The following is a 16,922-nucleotide window of genomic DNA, read 5'->3' as shown; positions in this document are numbered from 1 at the left end:
CCTGTCAAACGGCTGTCCGCAGACTCAGGGAAAACACTCATGCAGGGGGCCCGGCAGGACAGTGCTATGGTGCCGCGCATGCAACTGCTTCTCGTCGAGGACGACCCCACCATGCAGGCCACGCTGCACCGCGCCCTCACGCGCCGCGGCATGGAAGTGACCGCCACGGGCGACGGCCGCACCGCACTCAGCCAATGGATTGCACGCCAGCCCGACGCCGTGGTGCTGGACCTCACCCTGCCCGGGCTGGACGGCCTGCAGGTGCTGCAGCAGGCGCGCGCCAAGGGCCTGCGCACACCGGTGCTGATCCTCACCGCGCGCGGCACTGTGGGCGACCGCGTCATCGGCCTCAACGCGGGTGCGGACGACTACCTGCCCAAGCCTTTCGACCTGGACGAGCTGGAGGCACGCCTGCGCGCCCTGGTGCGGCGCAGTGCCGACCCCACAGGCGGGAGTGGCACAGCGCCCGGCACGGTGCAGATGGGCGCCATCCGGTACGACAAGGAAAGCGGCGCGCTGTACCGCCACGGCGAGGTGATGGAGCTCACTCCGCGCGAGCTTGCGCTGATGCATGCACTGCTGGCCCAACCCGGGCATGCCGTGGCCAAGGAGCGCCTGTATGAACTCGTGTTCCCGGGACAGCTGGATGTGCAATACGAAGCCATCGAGGTGGTGGTGTACCGCCTGCGCAAGAAGCTGGCGGGCACCGGGCTCACGCTGATGACCCTGCGCGGGCTGGGCTACCTGCTGCGGACCGACGAGGCATGAGCACTGCACAGCCCAGCCGCGCGCGCCACCACTCGCTCAGGCGTCGGCTGCTGGTGGGCATCCTTGTGCCTGTGGCGCTTTTCATTGCCTTCAACACCTTCAGCCTGTACCAGCAGACGCTGACGTCGCTCAACACCGCGTACGACCGCACGCTGCTCGCATCGGCCAAGAGCATCAGCGAGCAGCTGGACGTGACAGGCTACGACGCCGCAGCGCAACTGCGTGCCACCGTGCCCTACTCGGCCCTGGAAGCCTTTGAGGCTGACAACCAGAGCCACATGTTCTACCGGGTGTCCACCCTGCGCGGCGAGCTGGTTTCCGGGTTTGAAGAACTGCCGTTCTGGACCGGCACCATCCCCGCGCGCCCGCCGTATGCAGCCCTGGTCGACTTCTACGACGACCGCTTTCGCGAACGCAACGTGCGCGTGGCCGTGCTGCTGCAACCGGTGGCCAGTGCCGAGGGCCGCACCATGGCAGTCGTGCAGGTGGCCGAGACCCTGGAGGTGCGCGAAACGCTGGCGCTGCAGATCCTGTGGAACACCCTGCTGCGCCAGGCCCTGCTGATCGCCGTGGTGGCCTTCACGGTCGTGCTGGTGGTGCAGCGCGCCACCAACCCCGTGCGCCAGCTCAGCCACCAGTTGCAGGCGCGGCGCGAAGGCGACTTGAGCCCCATCGCTGCCCCGTCGGCCCCGCGCGAACTGCAGCCGCTGATCGACGCCACCAACCAGGTCATGCAGCGGCTGCGGCACCTGCTGCGCCACCAGAAGCGCTTTGTGCGCGACGCATCGCACCAGCTGCGCACGCCGCTGGCCGTGCTCAAGACGCAGGTGCAATCTGCGTTGCGCGGCGATGTGGAGCCCGTGCAGGCACTGCGCGAAATCGGCGACACAGTGGACCGCGCCACGCAGCTGGCCAACCAGATGCTGGCGCTGGCCAAGGTCGAGCAGCTGCGCCAGCAACGCGAGCCGCCCCTGTCGCGGCTGGACGAGATCCTGCGGGCCGTGGCGCTCGACATCTCGCCGCTGGTGGCGCAGCGCGACCTCGACTTCGGCATCCATACCGAGCCCGCTCCCGTGCAGGCCCACGAATGGATGCTGCGCGAGCTGTGCCGCAACCTGCTGCACAACGCGATCCGCCATGCCCCGCCCGGCAGCGAACTCACCGTGGATCTGCGCATGCAGGGCAACGTGGTCACGCTCACCATCAGCGACCGCGGCCCGGGCATTGACGACGAACTGGCCGCGCGGCTGTTTCAGCCCTTCTCCGCAGGCGACGTGCGCACCGGCAGCGGCCTGGGCCTGGCCATCTGCCAGGAGATCGTCCAGGCGGTGCAAGGCACCATTGCACTCACCAACCGCTATGACGGCGGCGCCATCGTCCAGGGTCTCGACGCAGTCGTGCGCCTACCAGGGGTTTTGCCCCACGCTGACAGCCGCGCCAGCACCGGCGCAGGACAATCGGGCGCATGAACACGATGGAGTCGATGCGGCTGGACAAGTGGCTGTGGTGCGCACGCTTTTACAAGACGCGCAGCCTGGCCACCGACGAGATCACCAAGGGCCGTGTCACGGTCAACGGGCAGGCGGCCAAGCCCGCACGCGACCTGCGCTGCGGCGATACCGTAGCCCTGCGCCAGGGGCCTGTGGCCCGCACGGTGCTGGTTCGCGGCCTGAGCGCCGCACGGGGCCCTGCCCCTGTGGCCCAGCAGCTCTACGAAGAAACCGCCGAGAGCATCCAGACCCGCGAGAAAGCGGCCGAACTGCGCCGCCTGGCCCCCGAGCCCGCAGCCGCGCTCAGCCAGGGCCGCCCCACCAAACGCAACCGCCGCGACATCGAACGCGCCGGAGCGCAGGGCTGGGGAGACCGGTGGAGCGCGTCGCTGGACGAATGAACGCTTGAAACCTGCACCCCGATGCGCTGTACGTCTTGTGGCAGCGGTCGAATGCATGCCTGACCTGCCGCGCACGGTACTTACGAGACGCTCGACACCCATCCGCCCAAGAAAAAAGCCCAAGTGATCAGATCACTTGGGCTTTATCTTGGCGGAAACGGAGGGATTCGAACCCTCGATGAGGCTCTACACCCCATACTCCCTTAGCAGGGGAGCACCTTCGGCCACTCGGTCACGTTTCCAATCCCTCCATTATGCCTCATTTCATGGGCGCTTTAGACGGGGAAAGGCGGTTCGGGCCACTTCCTGGTGCCGCTCGGAAGCCTTGTGCAGACTGCGCACGGCGACTTCCACATCCTTCTCGTCAGTCACCACCGAGTTATTGATTTTCAAGGTCGGGATGATCTGGACATCGATGCCATCTTCGCTTTGTGCGTTCAGGGCACCACAGCCCCGGCGTCGTACCAATCGAGGAGCAGGCCCGACCGCACGATGAAGCCGCGCCCCACCTTGAGATGGATGTGGTGGCCCCGCGTTGTGCATGCGGCGATCTGGTCCAGCAGCTCGGCCAACTGGGCTGCAGATGGCGTGGTCTGATGGTGATGGCGCAGCCAGTGGCGCAGCGCGTTGGCCTGGCGGGCACGGCTCAGTTGCTGCAACTGCGCGAGGGCCGGGCGCAAACCGACCCGGGCAAGGTCTTCCTGCGCGATTTCCGCCAGCAGCTCCGCTGCCTGCCACGCGTTGGCCGCCGTGCGCGCAAACGTCTCGCGAAACGCCGGGAACACGGCCTCGACGGCCGGCAGAAGCTGGGCCCGGATGCGGTTGCGCGTAAAGCGGGTGTCTCTGTTGGTGGGGTCTTCCACCCAGGCAATGCCCTGCTCGCGCAGCCAGCGGCGCACGTCGGCACCGGGCACCTGCAGCAAAGGCCGGTGCCACGCCACAGCTCCGCGCTCCCACCGGGCGGGCATGGCCGCCAGCCCTGCCACGCCGGCACCGCGCGAAAGGGCCAGCAGCAGGGTTTCGGCCTGGTCGTCGGCATGCTGCGCAATCGCTATTGATTTGATAGCAATATCACCTTTTGCAGCAAGCACTACGGCGTCAAAAGCCTCATATCTTGCCCTTCGCGCAGCATCTTCCGGGCTCTGGCCCGGTGCCGCGGTCGCATCCACCCTGCAAACCGTGAGCGGCACGCCCAGCATGCTGCACAGCGTCTCGCAGTGCTGGGCAAACCCATCTGCCGCTGCCTGCAGGCCATGGTGCACATGAATGGCACGCACCTGCCCGGGCCATCGGCGCGCGCAGGCCACGGCAAGCGCGGTCGAATCCGCCCCGCCGCTCAGCCCTACCGCCAGCGGCAGGGTCGGCGCAAAACCCTCGATGGCGACCTCAAACCGTTGTGCCATGCCCTGCCCCGCGCCCCATAACGCACAACGGCCCCGAAGGGCCGTCAGCAGACAGGATGGCCTGGCAGGACAACCCGGTCAACGGCTGTCCGCCTTGGTATCGCTGAAGCGGCCGTAGCTCTGCAGACGCTCGTAGCGGCGGTCCAGCAGGTCCTTGGTTTTCAGGTCAGCCACCTGGCGGAACGCATCGCCCAGGGCGCGCTTGAGAAACGCGGCCATCTGCTTGTGGTCGCGGTGGGCGCCGCCCACTGGCTCGCTCACGATCTTGTCGACCAGACCGAGTGCCTTCAAGCGGTGGGCTGTAATGCCCAGCGCATCGGCCGCTTCCTGGGCCTTGTCGCTGGTCTTCCAGAGGATAGACGCACAGCCCTCGGGGCTGATGACGGAGTAGATGGCGTATTGCAGCATCACCACCTGGTCTGCCACGCTGATCGCCAGCGCGCCACCCGAGCCGCCCTCGCCAATGATGGTCGTGATGATGGGCACTTCCAGCTGCGCCATCTCGAAGATGTTGCGGCCAATGGCCTCGGACTGGCCGCGCTCTTCTGCGTCGATACCGGGGTATGCGCCGGGCGTGTCGACAAACGTGAACACGGGCAGCTTGAACTTCTCGGCCGTCTTCATCAGGCGCAGGGCCTTGCGGTAGCCCTCGGGCTTGCTCATGCCAAAGTTGCGCATGGCGCGCTCCTTGGTGTCGCGCCCTTTCTGGTGGCCCAGCACCATGCAGGCGTGGCCGTTGAAGCGGGCCAGACCGCCCACGATGGACAAGTCATCGGCGTAGTGCCGGTCGCCGTGCAGCTCGACAAAGTCGGTGAAGATGTCGCGCACGTAGTCGAGCGTGTAAGGGCGCTCGGGGTGGCGGGCGATCTTGGTGATCTGCCAGGGGCTCAGCTCGCTGTAGATGTCCTTGGTGAGCTGCTGGCTCTTCTTGCTGAGCTGGTCGATCTCTTCCGAGATGTCGACAGCGCTTTCGGTCTGCACGTAGCGCAGTTCTTCAATCTTGGATTCCAGTTCGGCAATGGGCTGCTCGAAATCCAGAAATGTCTTTTTCGCCAACGTTTTTCTCCTTGGGATCGCGCCGCTGTGGGCGGGCTGCTGCAAGCGGCTCGCACTTTAACCGAGGCGCAACGGGTTGTGTAGGCTCGTCGGGGAGGCGTCAGTAGGTCACGGGCAGGGGGTCCAGCGAGCGCCAAATATACCAAGTCGCCACGCTGCACCAGGGCTTCCAGGCCTCAGCGACTTCACGGGCCTCGCTGCGGCTGACCGGATCGCCCGAGAAGTAGTTCTGGCTGATGCCGTTGATCAGGCCCACATCATCCAGGGGCAATACGTTGGGCCGCATCAAATAGAAGATGAGGAACATCTCGGCCGTCCAGCGGCCGATGCCGCGGATGGCCACCAGCTCGGCAATGATGGCCTCGTCGCCCATCGCCGCCCAGTCCTTCACATGCAGTTTGCCGCCCTCGAAGTGCATGGCCAGGTCCACCAGGTAGTCCACCTTGCGTGCTGACAGACCTGCGGCACGCATGTCATCGATCTTGAGCTTGAGCACGCTGGCGGGCTTCATGCTGCGCGGCAGCGCCGCAAAGCGCTCCCACACCGTCTGCGCGGCCTTCACCGAAATCTGCTGTCCCACGATGCTGCGCGCCAGGGTGGTGAAAGCGTCGCCCCGCGTCTGCAGGGCGGCGTCACCAAACTGCGGGATGAGCCGTTTCATCACCCGGTCTTTTTTCATCAGGTGCTTGCAGGCCTCGGCCCAGTACTCGGGCGTGGCCAGCACGGGCGCAGCGGCGTCGGCCGCTGTCTTTTTAGTAGCCGCCACCGCTTGCCCCGTATGCCGCAGGGGCCACTATTTCCTTGAACGAAGCGGTCACTGGGCCGCTTCCCAGGTGGTGCCGGCGGCAGAGTCCTTGAGAACGATGCCCTGGGCCAGCAGTTCCTGGCGGATGCGGTCGGCTTCGGCAAAGTTTTTGGCGGCCTTGGCAGCTGCACGGGCCGCGATCTTCGCCTCTATGTCGGTCTCGTCCACGCCTGCGCCCGCCTGCAGGAATGCGCGCGGGTCGCCCTGCAGCACACCCAGACATCCGCCCAGTGCGCGCAGCAGGCCCGCCAGTGCGGGCGTGCGGGTCCTGTTGACCTCGCCTGCCAGGTCAAACAGTACGGCCACGGCCTCGGGCGTGCCGAAGTCTTCGTCCATTGCAGCCTTGAAGCGCGCTGCGTAGGGGTCGGCCCAGTCAATCTGCTCCAGCTCTGCCGGCGCAACCAGGCTGAGCGCTGTGTACAGGCGCTTGAGCGCCTGGCGCGCGTCGTCCAGGTGCGCGTCGCTGTAGTTCAGCGCGCTGCGGTAGTGCGCACGCACAATGAAGAAGCGCACGGTTTCCGCGTCGTACTGCTGCAGCACATCGCGGATGGTGAAGAAGTTGCCCAGGCTCTTGGACATCTTCTCGTTGTCCACGCGCACAAAGCCGTTGTGCATCCAGAACTTGGCCAGCGGCTTGCCGGTGGCGCCTTCGCTCTGGGCAATTTCGTTTTCGTGGTGGGGGAACTGCAGGTCGGCACCGCCGCCGTGGATGTCAAAAGTTTCACCCAGCGTGGCGCAGCTCATGGCCGAGCACTCGATGTGCCAGCCGGGGCGGCCCGCGCCGAAGTCGCTGTCCCATTTGGCTTCCGGCGGTTCTTCGGCCTTGGCCGCCTTCCAGAGCACGAAGTCGAGCGGGTCTTCCTTGGCACCCTCCACCGCGACGCGCTCGCCAGCGCGCAGTTCGTCCAGCGACTTGCCCGACAGCTTGCCGTAGCCCGCAAACTTGCGCACCGAGTAGTTCACGTCGCCGCTGGCGGCACGGTAGGCCAGGCCCTTGCCTTCGAGCTGGCTGATGAGCGACAGCATCTGCGGCACATATTCGGTAGCACGCGGTTCGGCGGCAGGAGGCTCGATGCCCAGGGCACCGATGTCTGCGTGCATGGCGGCAATCATCTCGTCGGTGAGCGCTCGGATGGTGATACCCCGCTCCAACGCGCGCTTGATGATCTTGTCGTCAATATCGGTAATGTTGCGCACATAGGTCACGCGCATGCCGCTGGCCTTGAGCCAGCGCTGCACCACATCGAACGCCATCATCATGCGGGCATGGCCGATGTGGCACAGGTCATAGATGGTCATGCCGCACACATACATGCGCACATGGCCAGGCTCGAGCGGGGAAAACTCCTCCAAGGCACGCGAAAGCGTGTTGTAGATGCGCAAACTCATGGGATTTCAGTAACGGGGAGACCGGATGGAGTGGACCCAAAAGGGGCCCGGCAGCGGCAGGCGGCAGCCCGCGGCAGGGGAGGCCTGCAAGGGGTGCGAAGCCCTCAACAGCAGCGGCAACAGCGTACCGTCATGACAACCCCCTCAGCTACAATCCGCCGCAGTATAAGCCCCGACCGGCCAGTAGCGGCCCAACCCACCGATCCGCACATGAAGCAAGTTCGACGCACCCTTCCACAACTACTGCGCTTGGTGGCCCTGACCGCACTGCTGGGCACAGGCGTGGTCCATGCCGACGACTATGCCGACATTGCGCAGCTGCTAAAGGCGGGCAAACCGGCCGATGCGCTGGCCAGAGTAGAGCAGCGCCTGGCGGCCAACCCGCGCGACCCGCAACTGCGCTTCCTGCGTGGCGTGGCCCAGGCAGATTCCGGCAAGCCGGCCGATGCCATCGCCACGTTCACCAAGCTCACCGAAGACTACCCCGAACTGCCCGAGCCCTATAACAACCTGGCAGTGCTGTACGCCAACCAGAACCAGCTGGACAAATCCCGCACCGCGCTGGAGATGGCGATCCGCACCAACCCCAGCTACGCCACGGCGCATGAGAACTTGGGCGACATCTACGCCAAACTGGCCAGCCAGGCCTACAACAAGGCGCTGCAGCTCGATGCGAACAACGCCAATTCGGTCAAGCCCAAGCTGGCGCTGATCCGTGAACTGTTCTCGGCCGAACCCGCTGGCAAGGGTGCGCGCGCAGCAGCCGCGCCTGCTCCCGTGGTGGTCGCGCAGCGCCCGGCGGCAGCGCCTGCTCCAGCGGCTGCGCCGGCCGCAAGCAAAGCGCCGCAGCCCGCTCCCGCCCCAACGCCCTCCCCGACCCCAGCCCCGGCACCAGCCCCGGCTTCGGCACCCGCCGCAGCCCCTGCCCCAGCGCCTGCTCCCGCACCAGCGCCTGCAGCGCCTGCAGCTCCTGCTGCAGCCGCTCCCGCTGCGGAGGACGCCGCCGCCAAGGCCGTTACCGCTGCCGTGCAGGCCTGGGCTGCTGCCTGGTCCGCCAAGGACATGTCGCGCTACCTCGCGGCCTACGACAAGACGTTCGATCCGCCTGGCAACCAGACCCGCACCGCCTGGGAAAAGGAGCGCGAGGCCCGTATCGTCGGCAAGTCGAAAATCAGCGTGAACATCAGCGACCTGAAGGTTTCGGTCGAAGGCAACAAGGCCACGGCGCGGTTTCGCCAAGCCTACACGGCTGATTCGCTGAACGTGGCCAGCCGCAAGACGCTGGACATGGTCAACAGCAACGGCCGCTGGACCATCGTTCGCGAATCCACGGGCGGCTGAGCGTGCCATCCGAGCCGGCGACCGCACACTGCGTGCGGGCCCTGACCGCCGCCCTGCGCTGACCCGCAGCCGAGAGCCAGCATGTTTGTCGAGCTGTCCGCACGACGTCGCCGGGCCGCGGCTGGCGCACTGGTGCTTGCAGCCCTGCTGCAGGCCACGGCATCACACGCCCAAAGCAACAACAAGCCCGAACGCAGGTCTGCACAGGCCGCTGCAGCCACCACGGCCCAGCCACCTGCCCCCCTGCGCGATGGCGATGCCGAGGAACGCCTGCTTGCCGTCTACAAACTGATCGGCGCAGGCCAGAACCGCGAAGCCCTGCAAAAGGCCGAGGCACTGGCGCGCGACTACCCCAACTTCCAGCTGGCACAGCTGGTGGTGGGCGACTTGCTCACGGCGCGGCTGCGGCCCATACGCCGCATGGGCGATGTGCCCGAACCCGACACGCTGCGCAGCATCCAGGCGGCCGCCACACTCGACGAGCTGCGCAACGAATCACGCCAGCGTGTGGACGCACAGCGCATCCGACCACCGGCTGGCACCATCCCGGCGCAGTTCCTGGAGCTGTCGCCGCGTTCGCGCCACGCCATCGCGGTGGATGCCACCCGCTCGCGGCTGTACCTGTTTGAAAACACCGCCACCGGCCTGCGCCTGGTGGCCGACTACTACGCATCCGTGGGCAAGCTGGGCATCGAGAAAAACCTCGAAGGCGACCAGCGCACGCCACTGGGCGTGTACTTCATCACCAGCCGGCTCGACCCGTCCTCGCTCAAGGACTTCTACGGCTCGGGCGCCCTGCCCATCAACTACCCCAACCCGCTGGACCAGAGCCGCGGCAAGACCGGCAGCGGCATCTGGCTGCATGGCACGCCGCCTGACCAGTTCGCGCGTGCGCCGCTGGCCACTGACGGCTGCCTGGTGCTGGCCAACCCCGACCTGGAGCGCCTGCTGCGCACGGTGGAGCCGCGCTCCACGCCTGTGGTGATCGCGCGCCAGCTGAACTGGGTGGCCCCGCACAGTGTGCAGGCCGACCGCAAGGCCTTCGAAGCCGTGCTGGATGCCTGGAGCAAGGCCAAGACCGACGGCGACATGAAGCGCCTGCTGTCGTTTTACGCCCCCGACTTCCAGAGCCACCGCAAGAAGCCGCTTGATGAGTGGACGCAGGTGCTGCAGGCCGAGGCGCGCGCACTGCGCGGCCGGGAACTCCATCTCAAGGACAAGTCTTACCTGCGCTGGACAGACTCGGCAGACACCATGGTGGTAACGTTCGGTGAGGTTGCAGCCGGCGCCCGCACGGGGCCCGTCAAGCGCCAGTACTGGACCCGCCGCGGCCAGCAGTGGCAAATATTTTTCGAAGGAGTGATTGGATGATTTCCAGAAGAAATTCGGCCCTTGCGCTTGTCGCAATTGCCTCCGCAGCTATGTTTTCAATAGCACCTGCACATGCACAGGGTGCTGCCCCCAAGGTCAAGCTCGCCACCTCCATGGGCGACATCGTGGTGCAGCTCGATGCGGCCAAGGCCCCCAAGACGGTCGAGAACTTCCTGGCCTACGTGAACGACAAGCACTACGACGGCACGGTGTTCCACCGCGTGATCGACGGCTTCATGATCCAGGGTGGTGGCTTTACCGCCGACATGCAGCAAAAGCCCACCAAGGCGCCCATCCCGCTCGAAGCCAGCAATGGCCTGAAGAACGACACCTACACCATCGCGATGGCGCGCACGGGCAACCCCAACTCGGCCACCTCGCAGTTCTTCATCAACGTGAAGGACAACGCCATGCTCAATGCCCCCAGCCCTGACGGCCACGGCTATGCCGTGTTCGGCAAGGTCGTGGAAGGCACCGCCGTGGTCGACAAGATCAAGGCCGTGGCCACCGGCAACAAGGGCCCGCACCAGAACGTGCCCAACACCCCCGTCACCATCAACTCCGCCACGCTGGTGAAGTGATCCCCCATTTATCTGAAGGAAGAAGCATCCCATGAGCAATCCACAAGTCGAACTCCACATCACCGGCTACGGTGTCATCACCCTCGAACTCGACGCCGCCAAGGCGCCCAAGTCGGTCGAGAACTTCCTGGCCTACGTGAACAAGGGCCACTACAACAACACCATCTTTCACCGCGTGATCCCCGGCTTCATGGTGCAAGGCGGCGGCTTCGAGCCCGGCATGACGCAAAAGTCGTCCGACGCGCCTATCGAGAACGAAGCCAACAACGGCCTGAAGAACGCCAACTACACCGTGGCCATGGCCCGCACGAGCGACCCGCACTCGGCCACCGCGCAGTTCTTCATCAACGTGGCCGACAACGGCTTCCTGAACCACACCGCTCCCTCGGCCCAGGGCTGGGGCTATGCCGTGTTCGGCAAGGTCGTGTCGGGCACCGACGTGGTCGACAAGATCAAGGCCGTGAAGACGGGCCGCAAGGGCTTCCATGACGACGTGCCCAAGGATGACGTGGTCATCGAGAAGGCCGTCGCGCTCTGAGCTTGACTGGAATCCGGCGCTGATCTGACTTCAAAGTCCGTGACCACGACCGTGCCCCGGTTCGAGGAGCTTGCCGCTCCTTCGCACTGGCGCACGGTCGATTTCATTTCAGACCTCCACCTGCAGGCCAGCGAGCCCGCCACGGTGGATGCATTTACGCACTATCTGGCGCATACCCGCGCCGATGCACTCTTCATCCTGGGCGACCTCTTCGAGGTGTGGGTGGGCGACGACGCCATTGCAGAGGCCGGCAGCTTTGAAGCCCAAGGCTGTGCCGCTCTCGCAGCCGCTTCCAAGCGCATGCCGGTGTACTTCATGCACGGCAACCGCGACTTTCTGGCGGGCCCGGGATTTGCGCAGCACTGCGGCATCACGCTGCTGGCTGACCCGACCGTGCTCTCGTTTGCCGGCCAGCGCTACCTGCTGAGCCATGGCGACCTGCTGTGCATTGATGACGTGGACTACCAGCGCTTTCGCGTGCAGGCCCGCAGCAGCGCTTGGCAGCAGCAGTTCCTGTCCCAGCCCCTCGCTACACGCCGCGCGCAGGCGCGCGGCATCCGACAGGAGAGCGAGGCGCGCAAGCAGTCGGGCGCGAGCTATGCCGATGTGGACCAGACTGCTGCTGCCGCGTGGCTGCACGCCGCAAATGCACGCACCCTCATCCACGGCCACACGCACAAGCCCGCCACGCACACGCTGGCGCCCGGCCTGCAGCGCGTGGTGCTGAGCGACTGGGACGCCGCCGCATTGCCCCCCCGCCTGGAAACACTGCGTTTATCCGCCGCGGGGCTGGAACGCATTGAATTGACCCCTACCTACCAGCCATCCTGACTGAGGGGCCGTGATCGCGTCCCCGCCCGATCACTGCCATGCCGCCCATCCTCAACCGCCTCTGGCGCCGCGTACGCGCCACCGTCGCCCCCGTGCCCGACATCTCGGCAGACCTGTGGCTGCAGACGCTGCGGCGCTATCCGTTTCTGGCGGCCCTGTCGCTGCCCGAGCAAGCCAAGCTGCGCGCACTGAGCGCACTGTTTCTGGACCACAAGCAATTCCACGGCGCACACGGCCTGCAGGTGACGGATGCCATGGCCATCGACATCGCGGCGCAGGCCTGCCTGCCGCTGCTGCACCTGGGCGAAGCCAGCAAGGCGCTGGGCTGGTACGACGATTTCGTGACCATCGTGGTGCACCCGGCCGAGGCCGTGGCGCGCCGGCAAATCACCGACGAAGCGGGCGTGGTGCACGAGCACACGCAGGTGCTGCTGGGCGAGGCCATGGAGCGTGGCCCGGTGATGCTCAGCTGGGAACACGTGGCCAACGCCACCGAGAACACCGCGCGCGGCCACAACGTGGTGGTGCACGAATTTGTGCACAAACTCGACATGAAAAGCGGCGACGCCAACGGCTGCCCGCCCCTGCCCGCGGGCTTCATGGGCGCACGCACCGGCCGCGCAGCGTACGAAGCCTGGTGGAACACCTGGGAGCCGGCCTACCAGGACTTTCGCGAGCGCGTGATCATGGCCGAGCGCTTTGGCGCCGAGCGCCCCTGGCTAGATGCCTACGGCGCCACGGCGCAGTCCGAATTTTTTGCCGTGGCGTGCGAGGCGTACTTTGTGAACCGGGCCCGTTTTGCGCAGGAGTTTCCAGCGCTGATGCCGGTGCTGGATGCGTTCTTCCGGCGCGAAGAAAGCGCGTAGCCACGGCCCGCCTTTGCCGCGCTTCGCACAGCAAGCCCCGTCCACGCGTGGCGCTGATGCGGCCTACAACCCCAGCGCGCTCAGCGAAGCATGGTCGTCCGGCCTGCGTCCCAGGGGCCAGTGGAACAACCGGTCCTGGGCGCTGATCTGCAGGTCGTTGATGCTGGCATAGCGCCGCTCCATCAGCCCCTGCGCGTTGAACTCCCAATTCTCGTTGCCGTACGAGCGCCACCACTGCCCCGCCGCGTCATGCCATTCGTACGCAAAGCGCACGCCGATGCGCGGGCCGCCAAAGGCCCACAGCTCCTTGATAAGCCGGTAGTCAAGCTCACGCTCCCACTTGCGCTGCAAAAAGGCGCGCACCTGCTCGCGCCCCACCGGAAACTCCGCGCGGTTGCGCCAGCGCGTGTCCTCGGTGTAGACCTGCACCACGCGGCCGGGGTCGCGGGAGTTCCACGCGTCTTCGGCCATGCGCACCTTCTGCGCAGCAGTGTCGGCGGTAAAGGGAGGGACGGGTGGGCGAGATTCCATGGCAAGGGCTTTCAGGGCAGACGAAGACGGACGCGACGCATCGCAAAAATGCCGCGCGATGTGGACAGACCTGTCTACATCTGCACCGCACTCTACCCAATGTAGACAGACCTGTCTATCATCCCGCCATGTCGGTCACATCCTCTATCGCGCCCCCCGCCGCCGCCCCTGACCAGCCCGCGCGCGAGCGCATCCTGTGGACGGCCTGCGCCCTGTTCTATCGCGACGGCGTGCGCGCCACCGGCATCGACCGCGTGATTGCCGAGGCGGGCGTCACCAAGGTCACGTTCTACCGGCACTTCCCGAGCAAGAACGACCTGGTGCTGGCCTTCCTGGTCGACCGGCACACGCGCTGGATGGCCTGGTTTGATGCCGCGCTGCAGCGCCACGGCAACACGCCGGCCGCCCTGGTGCCCGCGCTGGCCGAGTGGCTGGAGGATGAAGGCTTCAGGGGCTGCGCGTTCCTGAACACCAGCGCCGAGCTGGGCGGCAGCGTGGATGGTGTGAACACCCTCACCCGCCAGCACAAAAGCGATTTGGCCCACCGGATCGAGGCCCTGATACCCACAGCGGGGAAAGCCCACCCGGGTACCTTGCCGCCGCCTGCAGCGCTGGCCCGCATGCTGTGCATGGCGATGGACGGCGCGGTCACGCATGCCTTGTTTGGCACGCCGCCCGCGCAGGCGCTGGCGGGCCTGGCGCAGGCCGTGGCCTTGCTGCCCGCGGCATCGCGGCGCAGGCGCCCTGCACCGGCAGCCTGAGCTACCTTGCCCCGGCGTTACCGTTCGCCTGGCTGCACGGCGCGTTCAGCCCGCCTGCAAAGCCTTGCGCGCAGCATGCGCCACGCTGGCCGCATCCACACCGAAAAACTGCCGCAACGCCGCCCGCGTATCGCTGCGACCAAAACCGTCGGTGCCCAGCGTCAGGTACTTGCGCCCTTCGGGAATGAAGGCGCGCACCGTCTCGGGTACGGCGCGCACGTAGTCTGTTGCAGCCACAACCGGTCCGCTTGTGGCGGCCAGTTGTGCTGCAAGCCAGGGGGTACCTGGCTCAACCTCTTCTTCGGACGCCAGCGCGCGCTGCTCGCACGCTACGCCGTCGCGGGCCAGCTCGCTCCAGCTGGTCACGCTGAGCACCGTCACATTGATGCCTTCGGCTGCGAGCAGCTGCGCAGCCTTGACCACCTCGGTCAGGATGGCCCCAGAACCCATCAAAGCGACGTTTTTGGATGAAACAGGGCTGAGGCCTTGGTTATTCAATGCCTGATAGCTATTAAAAACATAGCAACCACGCAATACGCCTTCGGCTGCGCCCTCGGGCAGGTCGGGCTGGGCGTAGTTTTCATTCATCAGCGTCACGTAGTAGAAAACGTCGCGCTGCTCGGTCACCATCTCGCGCATGCCCGCGTCGACGATCACGGCCATCTCGCCCGCATAGGCCGGGTCATACGCCTTGCAATTGGGGATGGTGGCTGCCACCAGGTGGCTGGTGCCGTCCTGGTGCTGCAAGCCCTCGCCGCCCAGCGTGGTGCGGCCCGAGGTGGCGCCCAGCAAGAAACCACGAGCGCGCTGGTCGGCGGCGGCCCAGATGGCGTCGCCCACGCGCTGGAAGCCGAACATCGAGTAGTAGATGTAGAACGGCAGCATGGCCAGGCCGTGCACGCTGTAGCTGGTGGCGGCGGCCGTCCAGCTCGCAATCGCACCGGCTTCGCTGATGCCCTCTTCCAGAATTTGCCCGTCCAGCGCCTCGCGGTAGCTCAGCACCGAGCCGATGTCTTCAGGCGCGTAGCGCTGGCCCACGCTGCTGTAGATGCCGACCTGCTTGAACAGGTTGGCCATGCCGAAGGTGCGCGCCTCGTCGGCCACGATGGGCACGATGCGCGGGCCCAGCGTGGCGTCTTTCAGCAGCGTGCCCAGCATGCGCACAAACGCCATGGTGGTGCTCATCTCCTTGCCATCGGCCTGCAGTGCGAACTGGGCGTAGCTGGCAAGGGGCGGCACGGGCAACGCGTCGCACGTCGTCTCGCGCCGGGGCAGGTAGCCGCCCAGTTGGTGGCGGTGGCGGCGCAGGTAACTCATCTCTGCACTGTCTTCGGCGGGTTTGAAGAAAGCCAGGCTGGTGGCCTGCTCGTCGGTGAGCGGCAGGTTGAAGCGGTTGCGAAACTCGATGAGGTCCGTCTCGTCCAGCTTCTTCTGGCTGTGCGTGGTCATCTTGCCCTGCCCGGCCGTTCCCATGCCGTAGCCCTTTTTGGTGTGGGCCAGGATCACCGTGGGCTGACCTTTGTGCGCAGCGGCTGCGGCGTAGGCGGCGTGGATCTTCACCAGATCGTGCCCGCCGCGCTTCAAGCGGTCGATCTGCTCGTCCGTCATGCCCTGCGCCAGCGCGGCCAGCTCGGGGCTTTGGCCAAAGAAGTTGTCGCGGTTGAAGCGTCCGTCCTTGGCCGCAAAGGTCTGCATCTGGCCATCCACGGTGCCTTGCAGCGTGCGCACCAGCGCGCCGGTCAGGTCGCGGGCAAACAGGCCGTCCCAGTCGCTGCCCCACACCAGCTTGACCACGTTCCAGCCCGCACCGGCAAACAGGCGCTCCAGCTCGTCGATGATGCGGCCGTTGCCGCGCACCGGCCCATCCAGCCGCTGCAGGTTGCAGTTGACCACCCACACCAGGTTGTCGAGGCCCTCGCGCGCGGCCAGGGTCAGCGCGCTCATGCTTTCGGGCTCGTCCATCTCGCCATCCCCAAACACGCCCCATACCTTGCGGCCCGCGCAGTTGAGCAGGTTGCGGTGCGTGAGGTAGCGCATGAACCGCGCGTGGTAAATGCTGCTGATGGGGCCGATGCCCATCGATCCGGTGGGGAACTGCCAGAAATCCGGCATCAACCACGGGTGCGGGTAGCTGCACAGGCCCTGCGCACCGGCGGCGGGTGCGGTCAGCTCCTGCCTGTAGTGCATCAGATCCTGCTCGGACAAGCGCCCTTCCATAAACGCGCGCGCATACACGCCCGGCGCGCTGTGCGGCTGAAAGAACACCAGGTCGCCCCGGTGCTGCCCCTCGCCCAGGCCTTCGCGGGCACGGAAGAAGTGGTTGAAGCCGCTTTCAAACAGGTCGGCCGCGCTGGCATAGCTGGCAATGTGCCCGCCCAGTTCGCCGTACGCCTGGTTGGCCCGCACCACCATGGCCAGCGCATTCCAGCGCACGATGGAGGCCACGCGCTCTTCCACCGCAAGGTCGCCGGGGAACACCGGCTGGTCTTGCACCGCCACCGTGTTCACATAGGGCGTGTTCAGGTCGGGCTGCCAGCCAATGCGATGGGCGCGCGCCAGTTGCACCATCTCTTGCAGGATGAGCCGGGCGCGTTCAGGGCCTTCGGTGGCGACCAGCGCGGTGAAGGCGTCGCGCCACTCGGCGGTTTCCAGCGGGTCGGTATCGGCCAGTGCCGGGGGCTGCAGCAGGGTGTGGGGCGTGGGGGCGTTCATGCAGTCACTGTAGCCAGCCGCCACCCAAATGAGTTGCTGTTTTGGGGCGCTGCCAGGCGTTTTGCAGCATTTAATGCT

16 protein-coding genes and 1 tRNA gene are annotated in these 16,922 nt (G+C 66.2%); 10 read left to right on the top strand and 7 right to left on the bottom strand.

Features of this window, described 5'->3' with window-relative positions; all coding sequences use genetic code 11:
• Positions 1–66: 66 nt before the first annotated feature.
• Genes ACTPOI_RS17370 through ACTPOI_RS17360 form a run of 3 tightly spaced genes read left to right on the top strand, consistent with a single transcriptional unit; the run spans position 67 to position 2,659 of the window.
• A complete protein-coding gene (locus ACTPOI_RS17370; RefSeq protein ID WP_440111032.1) occupies positions 67–768 on the top strand; it encodes a response regulator in 702 nt (233 codons plus the stop codon).
• Entirely contained in the window at positions 765–2,237 is a 1,473-nt protein-coding gene (locus ACTPOI_RS17365) for a sensor histidine kinase (RefSeq protein ID WP_440111030.1), read from the top strand. The genes ACTPOI_RS17370 and ACTPOI_RS17365 overlap by 4 nt, the downstream gene beginning before the upstream one ends.
• Positions 2,234–2,659: an RNA-binding S4 domain-containing protein gene (locus ACTPOI_RS17360; protein ID WP_440111028.1), complete on the top strand. Its 426-nt coding sequence runs from the start codon at positions 2,234–2,236 to the stop codon at positions 2,657–2,659. The genes ACTPOI_RS17365 and ACTPOI_RS17360 overlap by 4 nt, the downstream gene beginning before the upstream one ends.
• Before the next feature lie 149 nt (positions 2,660–2,808).
• Here the strand turns inward: ACTPOI_RS17360 and ACTPOI_RS17355 are convergent.
• The 5 genes from ACTPOI_RS17355 to cysS all read right to left on the bottom strand — a co-directional run bounded on the left by ACTPOI_RS17355 (position 2,809) and on the right by cysS (position 7,312).
• Positions 2,809–2,901 (bottom strand) — tRNA-Ser (locus ACTPOI_RS17355).
• A 195-nt stretch (positions 2,902–3,096) separates the two neighbouring features.
• The gene (gene tilS / locus ACTPOI_RS17350; protein ID WP_440111026.1) at positions 3,097–4,062 is read right to left on the bottom strand and encodes a tRNA lysidine(34) synthetase TilS; all 966 of its coding nucleotides are present in this window, start codon (positions 4,060–4,062) and stop codon (positions 3,097–3,099) included.
• A 78-nt stretch (positions 4,063–4,140) separates the two neighbouring features.
• Positions 4,141–5,118, bottom strand: coding sequence for an acetyl-CoA carboxylase carboxyltransferase subunit alpha (locus ACTPOI_RS17345; protein ID WP_069103187.1), 978 nt, complete (start codon positions 5,116–5,118; stop codon positions 4,141–4,143).
• Positions 5,119–5,218: 100 nt separating this feature from the next.
• Complete coding sequence (locus ACTPOI_RS17340) at positions 5,219–5,884, bottom strand: DNA-3-methyladenine glycosylase family protein (protein ID WP_440111024.1); 666 nt, start codon at positions 5,882–5,884, stop codon at positions 5,219–5,221.
• A gap of 48 nt (positions 5,885–5,932) precedes the next feature.
• The gene (gene cysS / locus ACTPOI_RS17335) at positions 5,933–7,312 is read right to left on the bottom strand and encodes a cysteine--tRNA ligase (protein WP_440111022.1); all 1,380 of its coding nucleotides are present in this window, start codon (positions 7,310–7,312) and stop codon (positions 5,933–5,935) included.
• Positions 7,313–7,522: 210 nt separating this feature from the next.
• Here cysS and ACTPOI_RS17330 point away from each other — a divergent pair, with 210 nt between their 5' ends.
• The 6 genes from ACTPOI_RS17330 to ACTPOI_RS17305 all read left to right on the top strand — a co-directional run bounded on the left by ACTPOI_RS17330 (position 7,523) and on the right by ACTPOI_RS17305 (position 12,840).
• A complete protein-coding gene (locus tag ACTPOI_RS17330) occupies positions 7,523–8,653 on the top strand; it encodes a L,D-transpeptidase Cds6 family protein (RefSeq protein WP_440111020.1) in 1,131 nt (376 codons plus the stop codon).
• A gap of 81 nt (positions 8,654–8,734) precedes the next feature.
• The gene (locus ACTPOI_RS17325) at positions 8,735–10,024 is read left to right on the top strand and encodes a L,D-transpeptidase family protein (RefSeq protein ID WP_440111018.1); all 1,290 of its coding nucleotides are present in this window, start codon (positions 8,735–8,737) and stop codon (positions 10,022–10,024) included.
• Complete coding sequence (locus tag ACTPOI_RS17320; RefSeq protein WP_440111016.1) at positions 10,021–10,605, top strand: peptidylprolyl isomerase; 585 nt, start codon at positions 10,021–10,023, stop codon at positions 10,603–10,605. The genes ACTPOI_RS17325 and ACTPOI_RS17320 overlap by 4 nt, the downstream gene beginning before the upstream one ends.
• 31 nt (positions 10,606–10,636) lie before the next feature.
• Positions 10,637–11,143: a peptidylprolyl isomerase gene (locus tag ACTPOI_RS17315; RefSeq protein ID WP_440111014.1), complete on the top strand. Its 507-nt coding sequence runs from the start codon at positions 10,637–10,639 to the stop codon at positions 11,141–11,143.
• Between the two features lie 39 nt (positions 11,144–11,182).
• The gene (locus ACTPOI_RS17310; RefSeq protein WP_440111012.1) at positions 11,183–11,974 is read left to right on the top strand and encodes a UDP-2,3-diacylglucosamine diphosphatase; all 792 of its coding nucleotides are present in this window, start codon (positions 11,183–11,185) and stop codon (positions 11,972–11,974) included.
• 38 nt (positions 11,975–12,012) lie between these two features.
• Positions 12,013–12,840, top strand: coding sequence for a zinc-dependent peptidase (locus ACTPOI_RS17305; RefSeq protein WP_440111010.1), 828 nt, complete (start codon positions 12,013–12,015; stop codon positions 12,838–12,840).
• Positions 12,841–12,903: 63 nt separating this feature from the next.
• Here the strand turns inward: ACTPOI_RS17305 and ACTPOI_RS17300 are convergent, their stop codons facing one another.
• Positions 12,904–13,371: a nuclear transport factor 2 family protein gene (locus tag ACTPOI_RS17300; RefSeq protein WP_440111008.1), complete on the bottom strand. Its 468-nt coding sequence runs from the start codon at positions 13,369–13,371 to the stop codon at positions 12,904–12,906.
• 128 nt (positions 13,372–13,499) lie between these two features.
• Between ACTPOI_RS17300 and ACTPOI_RS17295 the strand changes: the two genes are divergently transcribed.
• Complete coding sequence (locus ACTPOI_RS17295; RefSeq protein ID WP_440111007.1) at positions 13,500–14,132, top strand: TetR/AcrR family transcriptional regulator; 633 nt, start codon at positions 13,500–13,502, stop codon at positions 14,130–14,132.
• 45 nt (positions 14,133–14,177) lie between these two features.
• Here the strand turns inward: ACTPOI_RS17295 and mdeB are convergent, their stop codons facing one another.
• A complete protein-coding gene (gene mdeB / locus ACTPOI_RS17290; RefSeq protein ID WP_440111005.1) occupies positions 14,178–16,844 on the bottom strand; it encodes an alpha-ketoglutarate dehydrogenase in 2,667 nt (888 codons plus the stop codon).
• Positions 16,845–16,922: the final 78 nt, after the last annotated feature.

Source organism: Acidovorax sp. BL-A-41-H1 (assembly GCF_051942715.1).
This window is presented reverse-complemented; position numbering and strand designations above follow the sequence as displayed.

Bases quoted from the DNA above. Each gene is read 5' to 3' on its own strand.
- ACTPOI_RS17370 (WP_440111032.1), top strand. From the start codon at position 67: ATGGTGCCGCGCATGCAACTGCTTCTCGTCGAGGACGACCCCACCATG.
- ACTPOI_RS17365 (WP_440111030.1), top strand. From the start codon at position 765: ATGAGCACTGCACAGCCCAGCCGCGCGCGCCACCACTCGCTCAGGCGT.
- ACTPOI_RS17360 (WP_440111028.1), top strand. From the start codon at position 2,234: ATGAACACGATGGAGTCGATGCGGCTGGACAAGTGGCTGTGGTGCGCA.
- tilS (WP_440111026.1), bottom strand. From the start codon at position 4,062: ATGGCACAACGGTTTGAGGTCGCCATCGAGGGTTTTGCGCCGACCCTG.
- cysS (WP_440111022.1), bottom strand. From the start codon at position 7,312: ATGAGTTTGCGCATCTACAACACGCTTTCGCGTGCCTTGGAGGAGTTT.
- ACTPOI_RS17330 (WP_440111020.1), top strand. From the start codon at position 7,523: ATGAAGCAAGTTCGACGCACCCTTCCACAACTACTGCGCTTGGTGGCC.
- ACTPOI_RS17325 (WP_440111018.1), top strand. From the start codon at position 8,735: ATGTTTGTCGAGCTGTCCGCACGACGTCGCCGGGCCGCGGCTGGCGCA.
- ACTPOI_RS17320 (WP_440111016.1), top strand. From the start codon at position 10,021: ATGATTTCCAGAAGAAATTCGGCCCTTGCGCTTGTCGCAATTGCCTCC.
- ACTPOI_RS17315 (WP_440111014.1), top strand. From the start codon at position 10,637: ATGAGCAATCCACAAGTCGAACTCCACATCACCGGCTACGGTGTCATC.
- ACTPOI_RS17305 (WP_440111010.1), top strand. From the start codon at position 12,013: ATGCCGCCCATCCTCAACCGCCTCTGGCGCCGCGTACGCGCCACCGTC.
- ACTPOI_RS17300 (WP_440111008.1), bottom strand. From the start codon at position 13,371: ATGGAATCTCGCCCACCCGTCCCTCCCTTTACCGCCGACACTGCTGCG.
- ACTPOI_RS17295 (WP_440111007.1), top strand. From the start codon at position 13,500: ATGTCGGTCACATCCTCTATCGCGCCCCCCGCCGCCGCCCCTGACCAG.
- mdeB (WP_440111005.1), bottom strand. From the start codon at position 16,844: ATGAACGCCCCCACGCCCCACACCCTGCTGCAGCCCCCGGCACTGGCC.